This is a genomic window from Exiguobacterium sp. 8A, from assembly GCF_902506275.1.
Taxonomy (GTDB): domain Bacteria; phylum Bacillota; class Bacilli; order Exiguobacteriales; family Exiguobacteriaceae; genus Exiguobacterium; species Exiguobacterium profundum.
Map to the genome: position 1 here is coordinate 2,766,174 of NZ_LR733630.1, position 17,570 is coordinate 2,783,743.

The following is a 17,570-nucleotide window of genomic DNA, read 5'->3' on the forward strand; positions in this document are numbered from 1 at the left end:
AACAATTGGGGTGCAGTTCACGACTTAGTTCGCTCTTTTTTATTCTTTTCATTTGACACTATTACGGGGTAGGGGTATATTGGTGGTGAGGTGATCAACATGGAAGAATTTATGCATGGCCAGCCACTCGTTCCGCGTGATGATGCTGAACGGGAGGCACTCGGCAAACGTCTAAAACGAATCGAAGGACAAGTCCGAGGGATTCAAAAGATGGTCGAGAACGACCGCTATTGTGTCGATATTTTGACACAGACGTCAGCCATTCAAGCCGCTCTGAAGCAAGTCGAGATGCAACTGTTAGAGCGTCATATGCGCAAGTGTTTGGTTCACGCAAGTGAGACGGAAAACATGGAACCTTACATTGATGAATTGATGACAATCGTCAGCCGCATCAAAAAATAAGGAGGGATTTCATGAAAACCGTTGAGTTATCCATACAAGGAATGACCTGTGCGGCTTGTTCGGCACGAATTGAAAAAGTGTTGAACAAGATGGACGGTGTCGAAGCGACGGTCAACCTTCCGCTCGAGACGGCGACCATTCGTGTCGATGAAGGCATTACAGAAGAAGAGCTGATTGCTCGGATTGAGAAAATCGGATACGGAGCCGAGCCGAAAGTGGAAATGGCACCGACGCATGATCTGCGTCCATTACAGCGGAAAGTCATCATCTCTGCGCTGTTATCGGCCCCGTTACTCCTCGTCATGCTGACGCATATACCAGGACTCGGATTTCATGCCCCGTGGCTGATGAACCCATGGTGGCAATTCGCCCTTGCGACACCTGTCCAGTTTTGGATCGGGGCACAGTTTTATCAAGGCGCGTATAAGAGCTTGAAGAGCGGGTCGGCGAACATGGACGTGCTCGTCGCGACGGGGACGTCTGCTGCATACTTTTACTCCATCTTTGAAATGATCGTACACCCGATGAATCCACATCTTTACTTTGAGACGAGTGCCGTCCTCATCACACTTGTCTTACTTGGGAAGTGGTTAGAAGGACGAGCGAAAGAGAAGACGACTGATGCGTTGAAATCACTTTTGTCGCTTCAGGCGAAAGAAGCGATTCTGTTTGTCGAGGGTGAAGAACGGTCTGTCGCTGTCGAACTCGTCAAAGTAGGAGACATTCTCGTCGTGCGTCCGGGAGAGAAGATTCCGGTCGATGGACGAATCATCGAGGGAGAGACGGTCATTGATGAATCGATGTTGACAGGGGAATCGATCCCAGCAGAAAAGACTGTCGACGCCGAAGTTGTCGGCGGAACAATCAATCAGTCTCATCGCATTCTCATGCGGGCGGAACGAGTCGGGAAAGAGACGATGCTCGCTCAAATCGTACGTGTAGTCGAACAGGCACAAACGGATAAGGCGCCGATTCAACGTCAGGCTGACCGCATCTCGGGTGTCTTCGTACCGATCGTCGTAGCCATCAGTGTTGTCACGTTCGTGGTCTGGGCATTCCTGTTAAATGATATCGATACGGCTATTCGAGCATCAATCGCAGTACTTGTCATCGCATGTCCGTGTGCCCTCGGTTTGGCAACGCCGACATCGATCATGGTTGGAACGGGACGAGCGGCAGAACAAGGTGTATTGTTCAAAGGTGGGGGGCAACTCGAATCACTCAATGAATCAAACATCGTTGTTTTTGATAAGACAGGGACGTTGACGAACGGGAAGCCAGAAGTAGTGGAAACGTTTGGTGACGAGGCAGCGCTCCGACGCGCCGTCATGGCAGAACGACAATCCACACATCCTTTGGCGGCCGCCATCGGTCGGGAAGCAGGCGATGGTGTCGTGACGAAAGTGGAGGAGTTGGCCGGACGAGGTGTTAAAGCGGTTGTGGATGGTAAAGAACTCGTCATCGGGTCCGTTCGAATGATGGAAGAGCTCGGATACAACTTGCCAGATTGGTCGATGGGGGCGATGACCCCGGTCTATGTCGCGGATGAAAGTGGGATTGTTGGGGCGTTCGGGCTACAAGATCAATTGAAACCGAAAAGTCGTGAAATCGTGCAAGCCCTTAACCAAACGCGTGACGTGTATGTATTGACAGGTGACCGGAAAGAAGTCGCCTACGCGATTGCCGACGAACTTGGTCTCCCGCATCGTCAAGTCATTGCCGAAGTCCTTCCTGTCGAGAAGGCGGAGCAGATTGAACGATTGAAACAATCCGGTCGCGTTGCCATGGTAGGGGACGGCATGAACGATGCCCCGGCACTTGCGGTGGCGGACGTTGGAATCGCATTCGGGAGTGGTACGGATGTCGCACTCGAGGCGGCAGATGTTACAATTGTAGGGCAAGACATTGAAGGCGTAAGTCGAGCGATGAATATGAGTCGTTTGACGATGAAGAACATTCGTCAAAACTTGTTCTGGGCCCTTGCCTATAATAGTCTTGGTATCCCGGTCGCTGCAGCAGGGTTACTTGCCCCATGGATTGCTGGAGCGGCGATGGCGTTCAGTTCGGTGTCTGTCGTCTTGAACGCATTACGATTAAAAACACAAGGAGGATCATCATCATGAAAGAAACAACGTTAACCGTAGAAGGTATGACATGTAATCATTGCAAAGCTGCCGTTGAGGGGGCATTGAATGAATTGAACGGTGTCGAATCAGCGACGGTATCTCTCCAAGAGCATCGAGTCGACGTAATCCATCAAGATTCTGTCTCACTTGAGACGATGGTGGAAGCAGTCGAAGAACAAGGATACGATGTAAAAGCATAATCATGGTAAGTCCCGATTGAAATCGGGACTTTTTTTGTGGTATCCAATGGATAAGATGTGTGCTATATTTAAGTTGATAATGAGAATCGGTATCAACGGGAGGCGGACATCATGGAAATGATCATGATCAGTGGAGTGTTGGCGTTGATTAGTGGGGGCGCAGCATTTTTGACGCAACAGTTACGAACAAATTCAGTACGGTGAAGAAGGTGCGGTTTCGTGACCTTCTTTTTTCTTTGACTTCATTTCTTTCCCATCATTTCACGACAATTGTTTGATATGATGAGAAAAAACGTGTTGAGGTGACTTGAATGTATACAATCTACTTAGTCGACGATGAAGCAAACTTAAACAAAATGCTCGTCACTTATCTAGAACAAGAAGGATACGACGTTCGCTCATTTGCGGACGGGACATCTGCACAAGAAGCGATTCCAGACCAACCGGATTTATGGGTGCTCGATATCATGTTGCCGGACCTGGATGGTTTTCAATTATTGAAACAAATCAAAGCCGTCAATGCCAATACGCCGACGATTTTCATCTCGGCGCGCGATGAGGATATCGATAAAATCATCGGGCTTGAGATGGGTTCGGATGACTACATCGCTAAACCTTTCCTTCCGAGGGAACTTGTCATCCGCGTCAAAAAATTGATTGATCGTGTCTATGGTTCGAAATCGAACGAGCATATCGAATACGGGGAGTACACGATTTATCCGGATAAACGTCTAATCAAGCACGGAGACGAAGAAATCGATTTGACTTCGAAAGAATTCGATTTACTACTACTCTTCCTCGAGCATCCGGGCTCTGCCTTGTCACGTGAGCAGATTCTAGAAGGTGTTTGGGGGAACGATTACTTCGGATCGGACCGCGTCGTCGATGACTTGGTTCGTCGTGTCCGGAAAAAATTACACCGTCTCGAGCTTGAAACGCTTTACGGTATCGGTTACCGTCTCGTCAGACCATGATGGACGCGCTTAAACCGAAGCGGCTCATGTGGAAGATATGGGTGCTCATCTTACTCATCATCGTGACGCTCGCGCTCATGATTTTAATTACGGTCCGTTCATCCATCACCCAGTTCATCGATGAACAAGTATATGAGACGTTACGAGATGTGGACTATTATTTAGGGAACACGAATGAGTTAGAGAATTATCCCCAAAACCCGATTGAGTATGATCGACGCCAACAAGAGTCCCGTTCGGTCAACCAATTGATCTTTCTCCCGAACGGACGGATCATCTACGGATCGGCACCGCTTGAATTGACGAACCGCATGTATCAGGAAGCGTTAAATCAAAGTGGTCAGGTCGAACGGTATCAGACTACGATTGACGGAGAGGACGTCTATTACATCATTCGTCAAAATGAATACGATGGAACGATTGTGTATCAAGCCTCTTACGCATGGGATGCCTATCGTCGTGAGTTGGTGTCGACATTATATTTGCGAATATCGATTCTGATAGGTATCATCAGTCTCTTATCGCTTATCCCCGCCTTATTGATGTCGCGGCAATTGACGAAACCGATCGTGGAGATGGAACGGGCCGTTGAGAAGATTTCGAACCGGCAATGGGAGACGGCTTTACCACTAGATCGTCAAGATGAACTCGGCCAATTGGCTCATTCGATTGATGCCATGCGAAAAGAGTTGAAAGAGCAAGACCTCGCACAACAGGCTTTGCTTCAAAACATATCGCATGACTTAAAGACACCGATCATGGTCATTCGTGGATATGCCCAGTCGATTGGAGATGGTATTTATCCGACAGGAGATTTGAAAGGTTCTGCCGAGGTCATTGATGAGGAAGCGTCTCGACTCGAGAAGAAAGTCGTCGATTTGTTGTACGTTACAAAACTTGAATATTTCAAAGGACAAGAAATGAAACTCGAACCAATCAATCTCGACAAGTTGATGGAACTGCTCGTCGCGCGCTTCAAACTCAGAGGCCAGCTCGATTGGGAAATCAATGGAGAAGGCGGCGAGATGCTTGGCGATGGTGAACAGATTCGGGTCGCGTTTGAGAACGTGCTCGACAATGCACTCCGTTACGCGGAATCCTGCATCCGCATCGACCTACATCAAGATGACGCCGGCGTGGAAATCACCATCTTTAACGATGGGCCACCAGTTGATGAGAGTTTAGACTTGTTCCACCAATTCTCTCGAGGGAAGCAAGGGAAGTTCGGACTCGGTCTGTTCATCGTGCAGCGAATTGTGACGCTTCACACAGGGGAAGTGTCTCTACGAAATACAGGTGACGGAACTGCAGTGCGATTTTACTTTCCCCGACTCAAGTCGAACCAACCTTTAAAATCAAATGCTTGATTTTCAAAACCAGCCAGGAAACGGCTGGTTTTTTCATGGGAAATAGATGAAAGCCGATTTGCGGGGCGGATCAAATCCTGGTATGAATGACATGTAAGTCATTACATACGTTATGGGGGATGAAAAGATGAGCAGATTGACCAATGAAACGAGAGCTTTAATTCCTGTATTTAACGAGTTTGGCGAAGCGGAGACACTTGTGTATCAACCGGAAGGCGTCATGCGGGTAAAGGGGTCGCCAATCGACTTATTGGAACATGCATGTCTATACTACGGGTCGAGCATTCAAGGTCGAATCGAGGCAGCGCGACACGTCCTCGGACCACATCGAAAGACGCCGGTCGTCATGGATTGGCATGCGGATGCCGTCTTCTTTCCGACGATTGCCAAGGAAAGTCCGGATTGTGCGTGGATTAACTTTCAACACGTGACGGCCATCAAGAGAGATGGTAAAGAGACACTCATTCAGTTTTTGACGGGGGAATCGGTCAAGGTACACGTGTCCGACCATACCGTGTCTAGACAAAAACAGCGGTCAATCGAATTATCGTACGCTTTTCAAAAACGTTTCCATGACAGCACATTGCAACACGCTTAAGGATTGAATTCAATGACAAACCCCTCTATGATGAAGAAGAGATATCATATGTGTATTTGCACATCTTCCGAAAGCGAGGGGTTTTTATGTTTTTTGAAAAAATGATTGAGCGAGGGAAACTGGTTATCGTGTTTCTTCTCGTCGCAATCGTCGTGGGTGTGCTGACGTTCTTCCAGCTCCCTAAACGTGAGATTCCGGAAACCGGGATCAATATCGTACTCGTTCAAACACCGTATCCTGGTGCGACAGCGGAAACGGTCGAACGGAATGTTACCGGCGTGTTAGAAGAGGAACTACGTAGTTTAGAAGGAGTAGAGAACGTGACGTCGATTTCGGCTTCAGAGTTCTCGAACATCACGGTCGAGTATGCGGATGGAACCGATCAGGCAGAGTTTCAGGCGAACGTTCGACAAGCGTTGTCGGATGCGACACCTAAACTTCCTGAAAACGCGCTTGCGCCAACGGTCAATGATTCACTCGGGCAGTTACCTGTCGCATCGTACTTATTGACAGCAGACGATCGTGGATCATTTGAGGATGTTCGATCAGACATCGAACAATTAGAGTCGAAACTTTTGCGAACTGATGGCGTGACGGGAGTCACGATCAAAGGGTTACCAGAGCAGGAGTATGTTGTGTCACTTGATTCTGAAGAGCTGAGTTCACGTCAACTTGCCTTTCCTGATGTGTTAACGGCCATTAACGAAGAATACAAGACGACACCGCTCGGACGTCAATCGACTGAAGAGGGGATTTATCAACTAGCAATCGATAACTTGACGAATGTAGACGACATGGAGCAAGTCATCGTCGGCTCATTCAATGGGGAACCTGTCTTACTAGCAGACGTCGGAACGGTCGAAGAGACAGCGAAAAGTAAAACCGATCTCGTTTCATTAGACGGAAAGCCGGCTGTTTCGATTACAGTTCCGATTGAATCAGGCTTGGATATTCCAACGATGCAAGACCGCGTCAATGACGTGGTCGAAACAGAACTTGGAGACTTAGATGGTTTTGAGCTCGTTCCTTATTATGAACAAGCGAAAGCAGTCGATGCGATTTTCTCATCGTTGACTCGTGAATTTATTGTCGCCATTATCGCCGTTATTGCCGTGACGACGATTGGTTTAACATTCTCTGGCTCTATTATCGTCAGTCTAGCAATTCCGTTGTCATTCTTGATCGCCTTGATTCCATTACAGTTTACTGGGGTCGATTTGAACCAAATCTCGATTATCGGGGCAATCATCGCCTTGGGGATTTTGGTTGATGATGCGATTGTCGTCAACGACAACATCTTACGACGGTATCGGAATGGAGACTCGGCGATGCTTGGGGCAGTCCGAGGAACGAAAGAGGTATGGGGCTCGATTGTCACGTCGACACTCGCAGTTGTCTTCGCCTTTTTACCGCTCACCTTGCTATCGGGCGCAAACGGTAACTTCATTCGCGCCTTGCCGACGGTTCTAGCCCTCTCTGTCTTGGCCTCGATGGTCATCAGTTTGACGCTCGTACCGATTGCGCAGTATCGTTTGAATCGTAAAGAAGTGAAAGTATCAAAACGTGAACCAGGTTGGCTCGGCGGACCGCTCAACCGACTCAGTAATTTCTACGCCGACCGCCTTTTACCGAGTGTCGCGAAGCGTCCGTGGACGTTTGGAATTGTCGGATTTGTTATCACGACGGCATTGTACGGTTTGATTTTACTCACGCCGTTTGAGTTCTTCCCGGCCGCGAACCGTCCGGAAGTCGTGACGAGCGTGACCTTCCCCGTTCAAACCGATTTGGAAGAGACGGAGACACGTCTTGAAGAAATTGAAGCGAGATTCAAAGAAGAAGAGGGTGTCGTGGAAACATCCGTCTTCGCAGGTGGAGGTCTTCCTGGTTTATTCACAGGTGGACTCGATCAGTCAGGTGAAAACACGGGACAAGTAGTCGTTCGTGTCGACAACGAGTCAATCGATGCCATCGAATTGATTGATAAGTATACGAACGTGTTGCGTGAAGACTATCCAGATGCCGAAATCTTCCTAGATACGCAACAACAAGGACCGCCGGCATCGGCACCTGTCGAATTCACGATGCGGAGCGAGACGATTGATCAGCTCGTGGCTGCACGTGACCAAGTGAAGGCTGACCTTGAAGAGATTGACGGGGCAATCGTCCTCGATAATATTAAAGAACCGTTCCAAACACTCACATACGAATTGAATCGTGAGGAAATGGCACAGGCCGGCGTGACGGCTAAAACAATCAGTGATCAAATTCGTCTCGTCACAGACGGTGTTCCAATTGGTACATTCGATGACGGGGTAGAGCAGCGTGACGTGAAAATCGTCATTGATGCAGAGGCGAACCGCGAAGCACTTGCCCTTGACGAGATTTTAGTTCCTGTCGAAACAGAAGCAGGTCCACCTGTTGCACCACTCAGTACGTTCGTGACGGAGACGACGACGGAACAAATTCAACAGATTCCTCGTGAGAACGGGGAGCGCTCGGTCACACTCCAAATCTATGCAAGCGAAGGCACGGATGAAGAGGCATTTAAACAAGATGTCGAGCAGGTGTTGGATGACGCGAAGTCGGGGTTAGAAGATGAAGGAATCACGTTCGACCAGTCCGGTGCGAGCGACACGCAGAACGAGTTCTTCTTAGAACTTGCGACATTGTTCGTCGTCGTTTTGTTCTTGATTTACTTGATCATCGCATTCCAGTTCAATTCACTCTCGTTGCCGTTACTCGTCTTGTTCACAATCTATCTCGCGATTGCTGGAGCGGTCGTCGGATTGTTCGTGACACAGACGCCGTTCAGTTTCATGGCATCGATGGGGATGGTCTCACTTGCGGGAATCGTCGTTCGGAACGCAGTCGTCCTGTTCGAGTTTATCGAACAACGCATTCGTGAAGGATTACCGGTCACAACCGCCGTTTACGAAGCAGGGCGCGCTCGGATTCGTCCGATTCTCTTGACGGCGCTCACGGCAGTCGTTGCCCTCTTGCCAGTCGCACTTGGGGAAGACCCGCTCTTCAAACCGCTTGCGATCGGCATCGTATCGGGTATTCTATTCTCAACTGTGTTGACTCTCGTCCTTGTCCCGGCGTACTACCTGATTTTGGCGAAACGTCGTCATAAGGACAAACCATTTACAGAATGATTTAGCTTGAAGATGTGATGCCGTATGGTGTCACATCTTTTTTTGAACCATTTGTCACATGTTTTGGGTGATGTTGTATGGGTATAATTAGAAGAGAGGTTTTGAACAGTATGGGAGGGAATTGAAGATGAACGATTCATATACTTGGCTCAATCGCCGCAAAGTACGACCAGCGTACAGTGTGACTGGGAGCCGTTCGTGGTCGAGTGAACGCGTCGTCCGACCAGATCGCGCACGTGGGAAGGTGGTACGTGATGTGAAACGTGTACGTCGTCCGTACGTAGACGAATACGGCAATCGTCGCTGGACAACGGGACGTGTGGTCGTCACGGATGCATCACGCAAAGCGCGGGCGCATGGACATGGCGATACAGCCGTACAATTAGAGTTCTCGACACCAACGCCATATGAACGTGTGAAAGAGATGATTCCGACGAAACGTGTTCTCGTTCCGGTCGTTGCTGGACTCGCGGTCGTCGGTGGGATTGCCGGCGTCGCCTATGCACTTCGCAAAAAGAAACGGAATAAGAAGAACTAAAAAAATCGCCGAAATTTCGGCGATTTTTTTAGTTGAAGCGTTCAGCGAGGATGCGCTCAAGTTCACGTTGACCGAGTTCACGCATTTCTGCTTCATTCTCTTCATCGTATGCATCATCCGAGAAGCGGCCGACAAATTCAACCTTGCCATTACCGAGTTCACGGAACACTAAGTTTTTGCGATCGTTGTAAAAGACGACACGGTATTCACGACCATTTTCATGATCATAGTTGAAGACGCCTTTGATGTGGTCCATGTTCTTCTCTTCCGGCTGATCCTCATCATCGTCCTCATCTTCTTCTGCTTCAGCAGCTTCGTTAGCTTCATCAAGCGCGTCGGCGAGGACTACCGTTTCTTCTTTTTCTTCCGTCTCTTCCTCAGATGAGACGACTTCTTTTTTTTCTTCTTCTGTCATGTGAAACGACCTCCTTTGCTTACTTTCCTATCATACCCACTTTTTATAGTTGTGACTACTCAAAATGATGCGAACAAACACGGACGACATTCGAAGATGACATGATCAACCGTTGAAATAACTGACGTTTGATCGATTCTGGGGCATCCACGGTCTTGAGCGCCTGTTCCATACATCCAAGCCAATGGCCGGCATGTGTCTCAGAAATGGGATGCTCATGATGAATCATCGCCAAGTTTCCACCGCCACGACGTTCCGAATACAACTTTGGACCGCCGAGCAACTGTGTTAAAAATTCAAATTGGTGCTGTTTGACTCGATCTTGATCTTCCGGAAATAGTGGAAGTAAAATTGGATCGGCATAGACGAGGTCATAGAACGCGTCAACGAGTTGTTGTACACCACGTTCGCCTCCAAATTGTTCATAGGCACTCACATATATTCCCCCTCATACGTTCAGTCTAATCGATTTCAATCGAAAAAGGGAATGATGTAGGCTGTTACTTTTTTGGACAAGGTGTAGAAGAGGTTTCCCTCTACAAATGCTTAGGGATGGTTCATAATGAAGAAAAAAGGGAAGGAGTGTTCGCTAAAATGACAGTGACCTTTCACGTTGGTCGATCGGGGACGGGAAAAAGTGAACAAATGATCCATGAGGTCATTCAAGAACTGAAACAAAACCCGAGCGGACCGACGATTTATATGATCGTACCGGACCAGATGTCGTTTGAGATGGAAAAGAAAATGGCGACAGTCGATGGTTTGCATGGTTCGACGCGCATTCAAGTCCTTTCGATGCGTCGTCTCGCTTTTTTGATGATGCGAGATGCCGGTGTAGCGACAGATCAATTCTTAGACCAGACGGGGACCCATTTGTTGTTACGAAGGGTCGTCGAGATGAGCGAAGAACGATTGACCTTGTTCCGCCGTACGATGAATCAGTTCGGATTTTATGAAGAATTGAACCAATTAATCTCGATGCTGAAGCGAGGGCTTGTTGAACCGGAGCACTTGTTGCGGTTAAGCGAACAGGCGCAGCACCGTGCTTTGAAGTTACAAGACCTTTCCATCATCTATGAAGGATTTTTAAAGATGACGGAAGGTAAGTCACTTCATGCAGAAGACTATTTCAACGTCATGTTGCAAATCCTTCCGGAAACAGATTTGACGGATGTGCGTGTCTATGTGGACGGATTCAACGAGTTTTCAGAGCAGGAGTTGGCGGTGCTCGTTGCACTTGCAGAGAAGGTCGATGTCGATGTATTGCTGACAATCGATCCTATCTCCTTGTATCGTCTAAATCCATTGTTTGGACCGACGCAGCGTACACTCATGCGTTTCAAAGAACTGTTGACAGAACGGCAGATTCCTTCTCGAGACGAGCTGTATGATACCGTCTATCGTTATACGCATCCGAGTCTCCGTTATCTAGAGGCTACATTCGACCAATTGACGGCGGAACCTTACACTGGTTCAGAGAACCGAATCGATTTACATGCCGCAGTCGACCGAACCGTCGAGGTGGAGGCGGCCGTTCGAGAAGTCATTCGTCTGACACGTGAAGAAGGATATCGTTATCGGGATATCGCACTCGTATCGCGTTCACTCGACGAATATGGTGATTTGGCATCTCAGGCGCTACAAAAGATGGGACTGCCCTATTTCCTTGATGAACGGCAACCAATGCTCGACCACCCGCTTGTCGAACTGTTGAAAGCAACGATTGAGATCGCTCTACGTGGATATCGAGAAGAGTCCGTATTCCGTGCCCTTAAAACAGAACTCGTCGTCCTCGATCCGGTACATCGTCGTACGTCCGTTGACCGGCTTGAAGCGTTCGTTATCGAACGGGGGATCAAACATTATCATTGGCACGACGAATGGCAGTTGCGTCGTCGTTCCGGGGAGGAAGCACGCCTCACGAGCGAAGAACTCGATATTGAGGCTGAGCTGAATCGGTCTCGGGAACGTGTCATCGAAACATTTGATCCATTTCTATCAGATTTAAAACAGGCGAAGACGATGCAGGCTTATACGCACGCCATGTATGCCTTTCTAGAGCGTGTCGGTGTATCAGACTGTCTGACGCACTGGCGCGATGAGGCGATTGAAGAGGCGGAACTACTCGAAGCGCGTGAGCATACTCAAGTATGGGACGCGGTTTTGCACTTGCTCGAGCAGCTAGAAGCCGCAGCTCCGGAAGAGACGTTGTCAACGGACTTATTCCTCCAGATGATGGACACCGGACTAGATAGTCTCCGCTATGCCTTGATCCCACCTTCGCTTGATCAATTGACGATAACGGATTATGTGCGTGGTCGATTGATAGATAAGAAAGTCGTCTTCCTGCTCGGAGCGAATGAAGATCAAATTCCTCTTGTCACGGCACAGTCGAAACTGTTGACCGATCAAGATTTAGATTTCATGCATGAGAATGGACTTCGTGCCGGTAAGGCGACAGAGCACTTGTTCGATGATGAAACGTATTACCTATACAAAGCTGTGACGGCACCGAGCGAGCGTTTATACATTAGCTACGCACTAGTCGACAGAACGGGGAAAGCCGTTCAGCCGGCGCGGTTTATCGCTGACTTGAAGGCGCGACTTCACCAAAACGTCATCAAGACTCATTTTGCTGAAGCAGGTGAGCACCGACCACGTGATCAATTCGCCTTCTTGACGAATGTGAATCAGACGGCGGCGGTGACGGCACTTGAACTTCAGCGGTTGAGTCGTCATTATCCGATTCAAGATATGTGGTTTGCTGTCTATAATGAACTGTTGAAGCATCCGGATGGACGGGAACGTCTCCAGTTGTTGACGAGCGCGCTCTTCTATCAAAATATCCCAGAATCGTTGGATGATCGTGTCGCAAAATCCTTATATACTCCGTCGATTCGGGCGAGTGTCTCACGTCTCGAGACATTCCAAGCCTGTCCGTTCAAACATTTCGCAAGTTATGGCTTGCGTCTGAAGGAACGACGGTTGTATCGACTCGAGGCCCCGGATATCGGGAATCTGTATCACCGGACCATCGAACATATGTCGCAGACGGTGAAGATGGACGGAAAGGAATGGCGAGATGTCACTCCTGACGAGTGCTCCCATTTAGCGGAGCAGGCGGTCGAGCTCGTGACCCCAGAGATTCAGCATGCCATCTTGATGAGTTCGAATCGTTACGCCTACTTAAAGAAAAAATTGACGGACGTCGTCAGTAAGACGGCAGAAGTGTTGATTGAACAATCAAAACGAGACGGCTTTGACCCGGAAGCGTTTGAACTCGCGTTCGGCAGCGGACAATTTCCACCCGTTTCGTTCACATTATCGAACGGGGCGACATGTGAACTAGTCGGTCGAATCGACCGTGTGGACACTGCGATGGTCCACGACCAGCTATACGTCCGAATCGTCGACTATAAGTCGAGTAAACGTGAAGTCGACTTTGCAGAAATTTATTACGGTCTGGCGATGCAGATGCTCATCTATTTGAAGGTATTGATTGAGCAGGCAGAGGTGTGGACAAAAGAGAACGTCGCACCTGCTGCGGCGCTCTATTTCCACGTGCACCGACCACTCGTTCCACCTGCTAGTTCTGAAGAAGAAACGCGTCAAAAAGTATTGGAGTCGTATCAGATGCAAGGGCTATTAGTAGATGACCCGGAAATTTTAGAGATGATGGACCGCTCGGCGAAAGGCTCATCCAAAAAATCAATTGTCATTCCGGTCAAATATAAAAAAGATGGTACGCCTGACGCCAACACCTTGAAGAAAATTGTGACGCCCCCTCAACTTGAGCAGTTGATGGACCATGCGTTCGACGTCGTCAAAGCGAGTGCCGAGGAGATGTACAAAGGAAAAATTGACGTAGAACCTTATGAATATAAAGAACGGCGCCCGTGTCAGACGTGTCCGTATCAGAGTGTCTGTCATTTTGACGAAGCGCTCTCGAATGCGCCTCGTAAATTGAAGAAGCTCGAGAAAGAAGAGGTATTTCAGGAGTTAGGAGGCGATGACCGTGAAATGGACGAATGATCAGTTCGCCGCGATTGAAGCAAGAGGGAGTCACGTGCTCGTCTCGGCTGCGGCAGGGTCCGGAAAGACGGCAGTTCTTGTCGAGCGGTTGTCTAGTCGATTGCTTGACGAAACGGATGAACTCACGGCAGACCGGATGCTCGTTGTCACCTTTACGAACGCGGCAGCGGCAGAGATGAAACGACGAATCGCAAAGGCACTTGAAGAGGCGTTGCGCGACGACCCGACAAATGAATATGTCCGAAAACAGCGACAAATGTTGAACCGGGCGCTCATCACGACCATCCATTCATTTTGTCTAGAGGTGATTCGTGAGAACTACTACCTGTTAGATTTGGATCCGGCGTTCAAGATTGCGGAAGAACGAGACCTCGTCCTCTTGCAGGATGACGTCTTAGAAGAAGTGCTTGAGGAAGAGTACGGGAAACAAGATACCGATTTCTTCGCTCTTGTCGATGCGTATACGTCAGACCGGGGTGACAGCGAAATCGAGGATTTGATTCTTGGCTTATATCACTATGCGCGTACTCTCCCAAACCCTGATGCTTATTTAGATCATCTCGTATCCATGTACACGTTCGGAGAAGATCCTGATGAGGAAGCAATCCTGATTGAGTTTGGACAGATGCTGTGGCATGACATCAAAAAAGCCGTACGAGATCTTCGGAAACTTGAAGCGGAGCTTCGGGTCGCTGGGTATGAGCCACAGTCTGAAAACATCCGGCAAGCAATTTTTCCGTTCGAACAACTTGAAGGGGAGACCATTGTCTGGAGTGAACTCGAGACGGCGGCTCGTGCGATGAAGTTTGGCACGATGAAGGCTGTTCCGAAGAAAGAAGAGCACCAGATTTACCACGAGATCCTCAAACCGGCTTACGACCAAGCGAAGAAAAAATTGACAGCAGCGGTCGAACAGGCTCGGGTCAGTGGGGCGGACTTATTAGAGAGCGTCTCGATGCAACAACCGCTCGTTGAAACACTCGTTCGAACCGTCCGTGCGTTCGCCCAAGCCTATGAGCAGGCGAAGCGCGACCGTGCCTTTGTCGACTTCAGTGACTTGGAACATTATGCGCTCGCCATTTTACGACAAGATGGGGGACCGTCCGATGTTGCAGCGCTCTATAAGGAACGTTTCGCTGAGGTACTCGTTGATGAATACCAAGATACGAACGAGATTCAAGAAACAATCATCAACCTGGTCGCAAATGAACGAGAGGAAATCGGGAATTTATTTATGGTGGGCGACATCAAACAATCGATTTATCGATTCCGCCATGCAGAACCGGGTCTTTTCATCGATAAGGCGACACGCTTTAGACAGGCGAACACAGGGAAACGGATCGACCTTTCTCAAAATTTCCGAAGTCGTTCCGAAGTCCTCTACGGGATCAATGATTTGTTCGTCCAGCTCATGGACGAAGAGGTCGGCGAAATCGCATATGATGAGGCGGCACAACTTGTTCCTGGACGTGAGTATGAACCGATTCCAGCGGACCCTGAGTTTATTTTAGTCGATGGCGCGAGTCGTGAGTTATCGAAGCAAGAAGTAGAAGGGCGGGCGATCGCTACGCGCATCTTAGAACTCGTATCGGGAGACGAACCGTTTAAAGTGACGGATGAATCAACTGGTCAACTCCGAAACTGTGAATATCGGGATATCGTGATTCTCGTTCGTTCGAAAAAAGAACGTGTGGAGCAATTGATGGATATTTTGACACAGTACAATATTCCGGCCTACACCGACTCGGATGGCGGGTATTTTCAAGCGACCGAGATTCGGATGATCCTGGCACTTTTGAAAGTGATTGATAATCCACTTCAAGACATCCCACTTGCCGGTGCGCTGCGCTCCCCGATGTTCCGTTTTGATGATAGTGAATTGGCACGGATTCGACTTGAATCAGAAGATTCTTTCTATGAGGCGCTCAAGGCGAAAGCGGATGACGATGATGAGCTTGGCGTAAAATGTGGCGAGATGCTTGACCGCCTCTCCCGTTGGCGTACTTATGCACGAAATCATAGCCTGTCGGAATTGATTCAACAGTTATTCAATGACACCGGGTTTTATGACTTCTCAGGGGGATTACCTGGAGGAAAAGGGCGGCAGGAAAACTTGAAGGCACTTTATGACCGGGCCCTAGCCTATGAGCGTAGTGGCTATCGAGGTCTTTATCGCTTCTTACGTGTGATGGACCGACTACAGGATACTGGTGAAGATTTGTCAGAGGCGCGGTCGCTCGGGGACGAGGAAAACGTCGTTCGTATCATGACCGTGCACAAGTCGAAAGGACTTGAGTTTCCGGTCACGATTGTTGCCCAACTCGGAAAACAATTTAATAAACGCGATCAAATGCAACGTGTCATTTTCCACAAACAGTACGGCATCTCACTCGATGCGATTGACGTCGTGACACGTACGAAATCGGAGACGTTCGTGAAAGAGATGATTCGACGAGATTTAGATGCGACGATGAAAGCGGAAGAGATGCGCGTGCTTTACGTGGCCTTGACACGTGCGAAAGAAAAATTGATTCTCGTGGGAACGGTAGGCGAACCACTCAAACACCTTCAGCAGTGGCTTCAGGTCGGTCAATCTGGAGATCTATTGGCGAGTGAGGCGAGGCGAGAGGCAAAAACGTATCTCGATTGGATTGCACCGGCGCTTTTACGCCTTCCGAGTGCCACTTCGTTTATCGAATCATTCGGCTTCACGGTTCCCTCTACTTTCCAAGAATCGACTTCATGGATTTATCGTGTCATCGGAGAAGCGGACCTTGCGGAGATTGCGACTCTACAAGAGATGATGGCACAGTTGCACCACGTCCAACGATTTGAAGCAATCGATTTTCCGATTCAAAATGAAGAAGAGACGATTCGTGCCGTACAACAAGCTTTGACCTACGAATACCCTGCACAGGATGCGGTACGTACGGCGGCGAAACAGACGGTGACCGAACTGAAGCGGGCGATGCAACTCGAACAGGCCGCTTTCGAAGATCCGGTACGTCCGGTCGATACCCCTTATCGGGAACCGAAATGGCGTCAAGTCAAACAGACCGGTGCGGAACGTGGGACGACGTTACACTTGATTTTCCAACTGGCTGACCCGAACCAACCGATTGTCGACCAAATCAATCAATGGGAAATGCAAGGGATGCTCAGTCCGATCGAGGCAGAGACGGCACGCCTCGCCATCCCGGATATCGAGATGTTTTTCCAAACAGAAGTCGGTCAAGCGCTCGCTGGTGCACTAGAGCGAGGGACGGCATGGCGAGAGCTACCTTTCACCTACACGGTGCCGGCCGAACGCGTCAATCCGGATGGACACTTTACGGATGAGCATGTTTTGATCCAAGGGATTATCGATTGTCTGTATTTCGATGGGGATTCGTATGTGCTTCTCGATTATAAATCGGATGCTGTCACGCATCTATCCGATTCTCGGGAAGAGGCACATGAGCGATTGCGAGATCGATATGCGATTCAACTACAATTATATCGAGAGGCGATTGAGACGATCTGGAATATTCGGGTCGAGCGGACTTTGATTTATTCGCTTGATCTGCAGGAAATCGTGACCGTGTCGACTAAATAAATGTGAATAAATGAAGAGCGATGTCAGCTATAGGACATCGCTCTTTTCCTATGTGCAAATTCACATTCGATTTCGTTGACAATCGAGTTGGAGAGGAGTAATTTATTTTATATAAAGAATTGTTCCGTTTAGAACAATTCGATTCGGAACGATAAAGGAGTGAATAAG

General features: G+C 48.8%; 12 protein-coding genes. 10 read left to right on the forward strand and 2 right to left on the reverse strand.

The window, feature by feature from the left end:
- The first annotated feature begins 99 nt into the window (after positions 1–99).
- The 8 genes from GVY42_RS14575 (at position 100) to GVY42_RS14610 (ending at position 9,360) form a co-directional block, all read left to right on the forward strand.
- Positions 100–402, forward strand: a complete 303-nt coding sequence (locus GVY42_RS14575) for a metal-sensitive transcriptional regulator (RefSeq protein WP_159561879.1) — start codon at positions 100–102, stop codon at positions 400–402.
- An 11-nt stretch (positions 403–413) separates the two neighbouring features.
- Complete coding sequence (locus GVY42_RS14580; RefSeq protein WP_159561880.1) at positions 414–2,525, forward strand: cation-translocating P-type ATPase; 2,112 nt, start codon at positions 414–416, stop codon at positions 2,523–2,525.
- Complete coding sequence (gene copZ / locus GVY42_RS14585) at positions 2,522–2,728, forward strand: copper chaperone CopZ (protein WP_074037662.1); 207 nt, start codon at positions 2,522–2,524, stop codon at positions 2,726–2,728. Before GVY42_RS14580 ends, copZ begins: the two co-directional genes overlap by 4 nt.
- Before the next feature lie 311 nt (positions 2,729–3,039).
- Positions 3,040–3,702, forward strand: coding sequence for a response regulator transcription factor (locus tag GVY42_RS14590; RefSeq protein WP_159561881.1), 663 nt, complete (start codon positions 3,040–3,042; stop codon positions 3,700–3,702).
- Positions 3,703–3,728: 26 nt separating this feature from the next.
- Entirely contained in the window at positions 3,729–5,069 is a 1,341-nt protein-coding gene (locus GVY42_RS14595) for a HAMP domain-containing sensor histidine kinase (RefSeq protein WP_236548901.1), read from the forward strand.
- Between the two features lie 127 nt (positions 5,070–5,196).
- On the forward strand, positions 5,197–5,667 hold the full coding sequence (locus tag GVY42_RS14600; RefSeq protein WP_074037660.1) for a competence protein ComK: 471 nt from the start codon (positions 5,197–5,199) through the stop codon (positions 5,665–5,667).
- Positions 5,668–5,753: 86 nt separating this feature from the next.
- Positions 5,754–8,822, forward strand: coding sequence for an efflux RND transporter permease subunit (locus GVY42_RS14605; RefSeq protein WP_159561883.1), 3,069 nt, complete (start codon positions 5,754–5,756; stop codon positions 8,820–8,822).
- 127 nt (positions 8,823–8,949) lie between these two features.
- Positions 8,950–9,360 carry a hypothetical protein gene (locus GVY42_RS14610; RefSeq protein WP_074037659.1) on the forward strand — a complete coding sequence of 137 codons (411 nt, stop codon included), beginning with the start codon at positions 8,950–8,952 and terminating at the stop codon, positions 9,358–9,360.
- Between the two features lie 28 nt (positions 9,361–9,388).
- On the opposite strand, the gene GVY42_RS14615 is transcribed toward GVY42_RS14610, so the two are convergent.
- Both GVY42_RS14615 and GVY42_RS14620 read right to left on the reverse strand, forming a co-directional pair.
- The gene (locus GVY42_RS14615; RefSeq protein ID WP_015880959.1) at positions 9,389–9,775 is read right to left on the reverse strand and encodes a hypothetical protein; all 387 of its coding nucleotides are present in this window, start codon (positions 9,773–9,775) and stop codon (positions 9,389–9,391) included.
- Positions 9,776–9,830: 55 nt separating this feature from the next.
- Positions 9,831–10,211, reverse strand: coding sequence for a truncated hemoglobin (locus tag GVY42_RS14620; protein ID WP_015880960.1), 381 nt, complete (start codon positions 10,209–10,211; stop codon positions 9,831–9,833).
- 158 nt (positions 10,212–10,369) lie between these two features.
- Between GVY42_RS14620 and addB the strand changes: the two genes are divergently transcribed.
- Together addB and addA are read left to right on the forward strand one after the other, a co-directional pair.
- On the forward strand, positions 10,370–13,807 hold the full coding sequence (gene addB, locus GVY42_RS14625; RefSeq protein ID WP_159561884.1) for a helicase-exonuclease AddAB subunit AddB: 3,438 nt from the start codon (positions 10,370–10,372) through the stop codon (positions 13,805–13,807).
- Positions 13,785–17,402, forward strand: a complete 3,618-nt coding sequence (gene addA / locus GVY42_RS14630) for a helicase-exonuclease AddAB subunit AddA (RefSeq protein WP_159561885.1) — start codon at positions 13,785–13,787, stop codon at positions 17,400–17,402. Before addB ends, addA begins: the two co-directional genes overlap by 23 nt.
- The last annotated feature ends 168 nt before the right edge of the window (positions 17,403–17,570 follow it).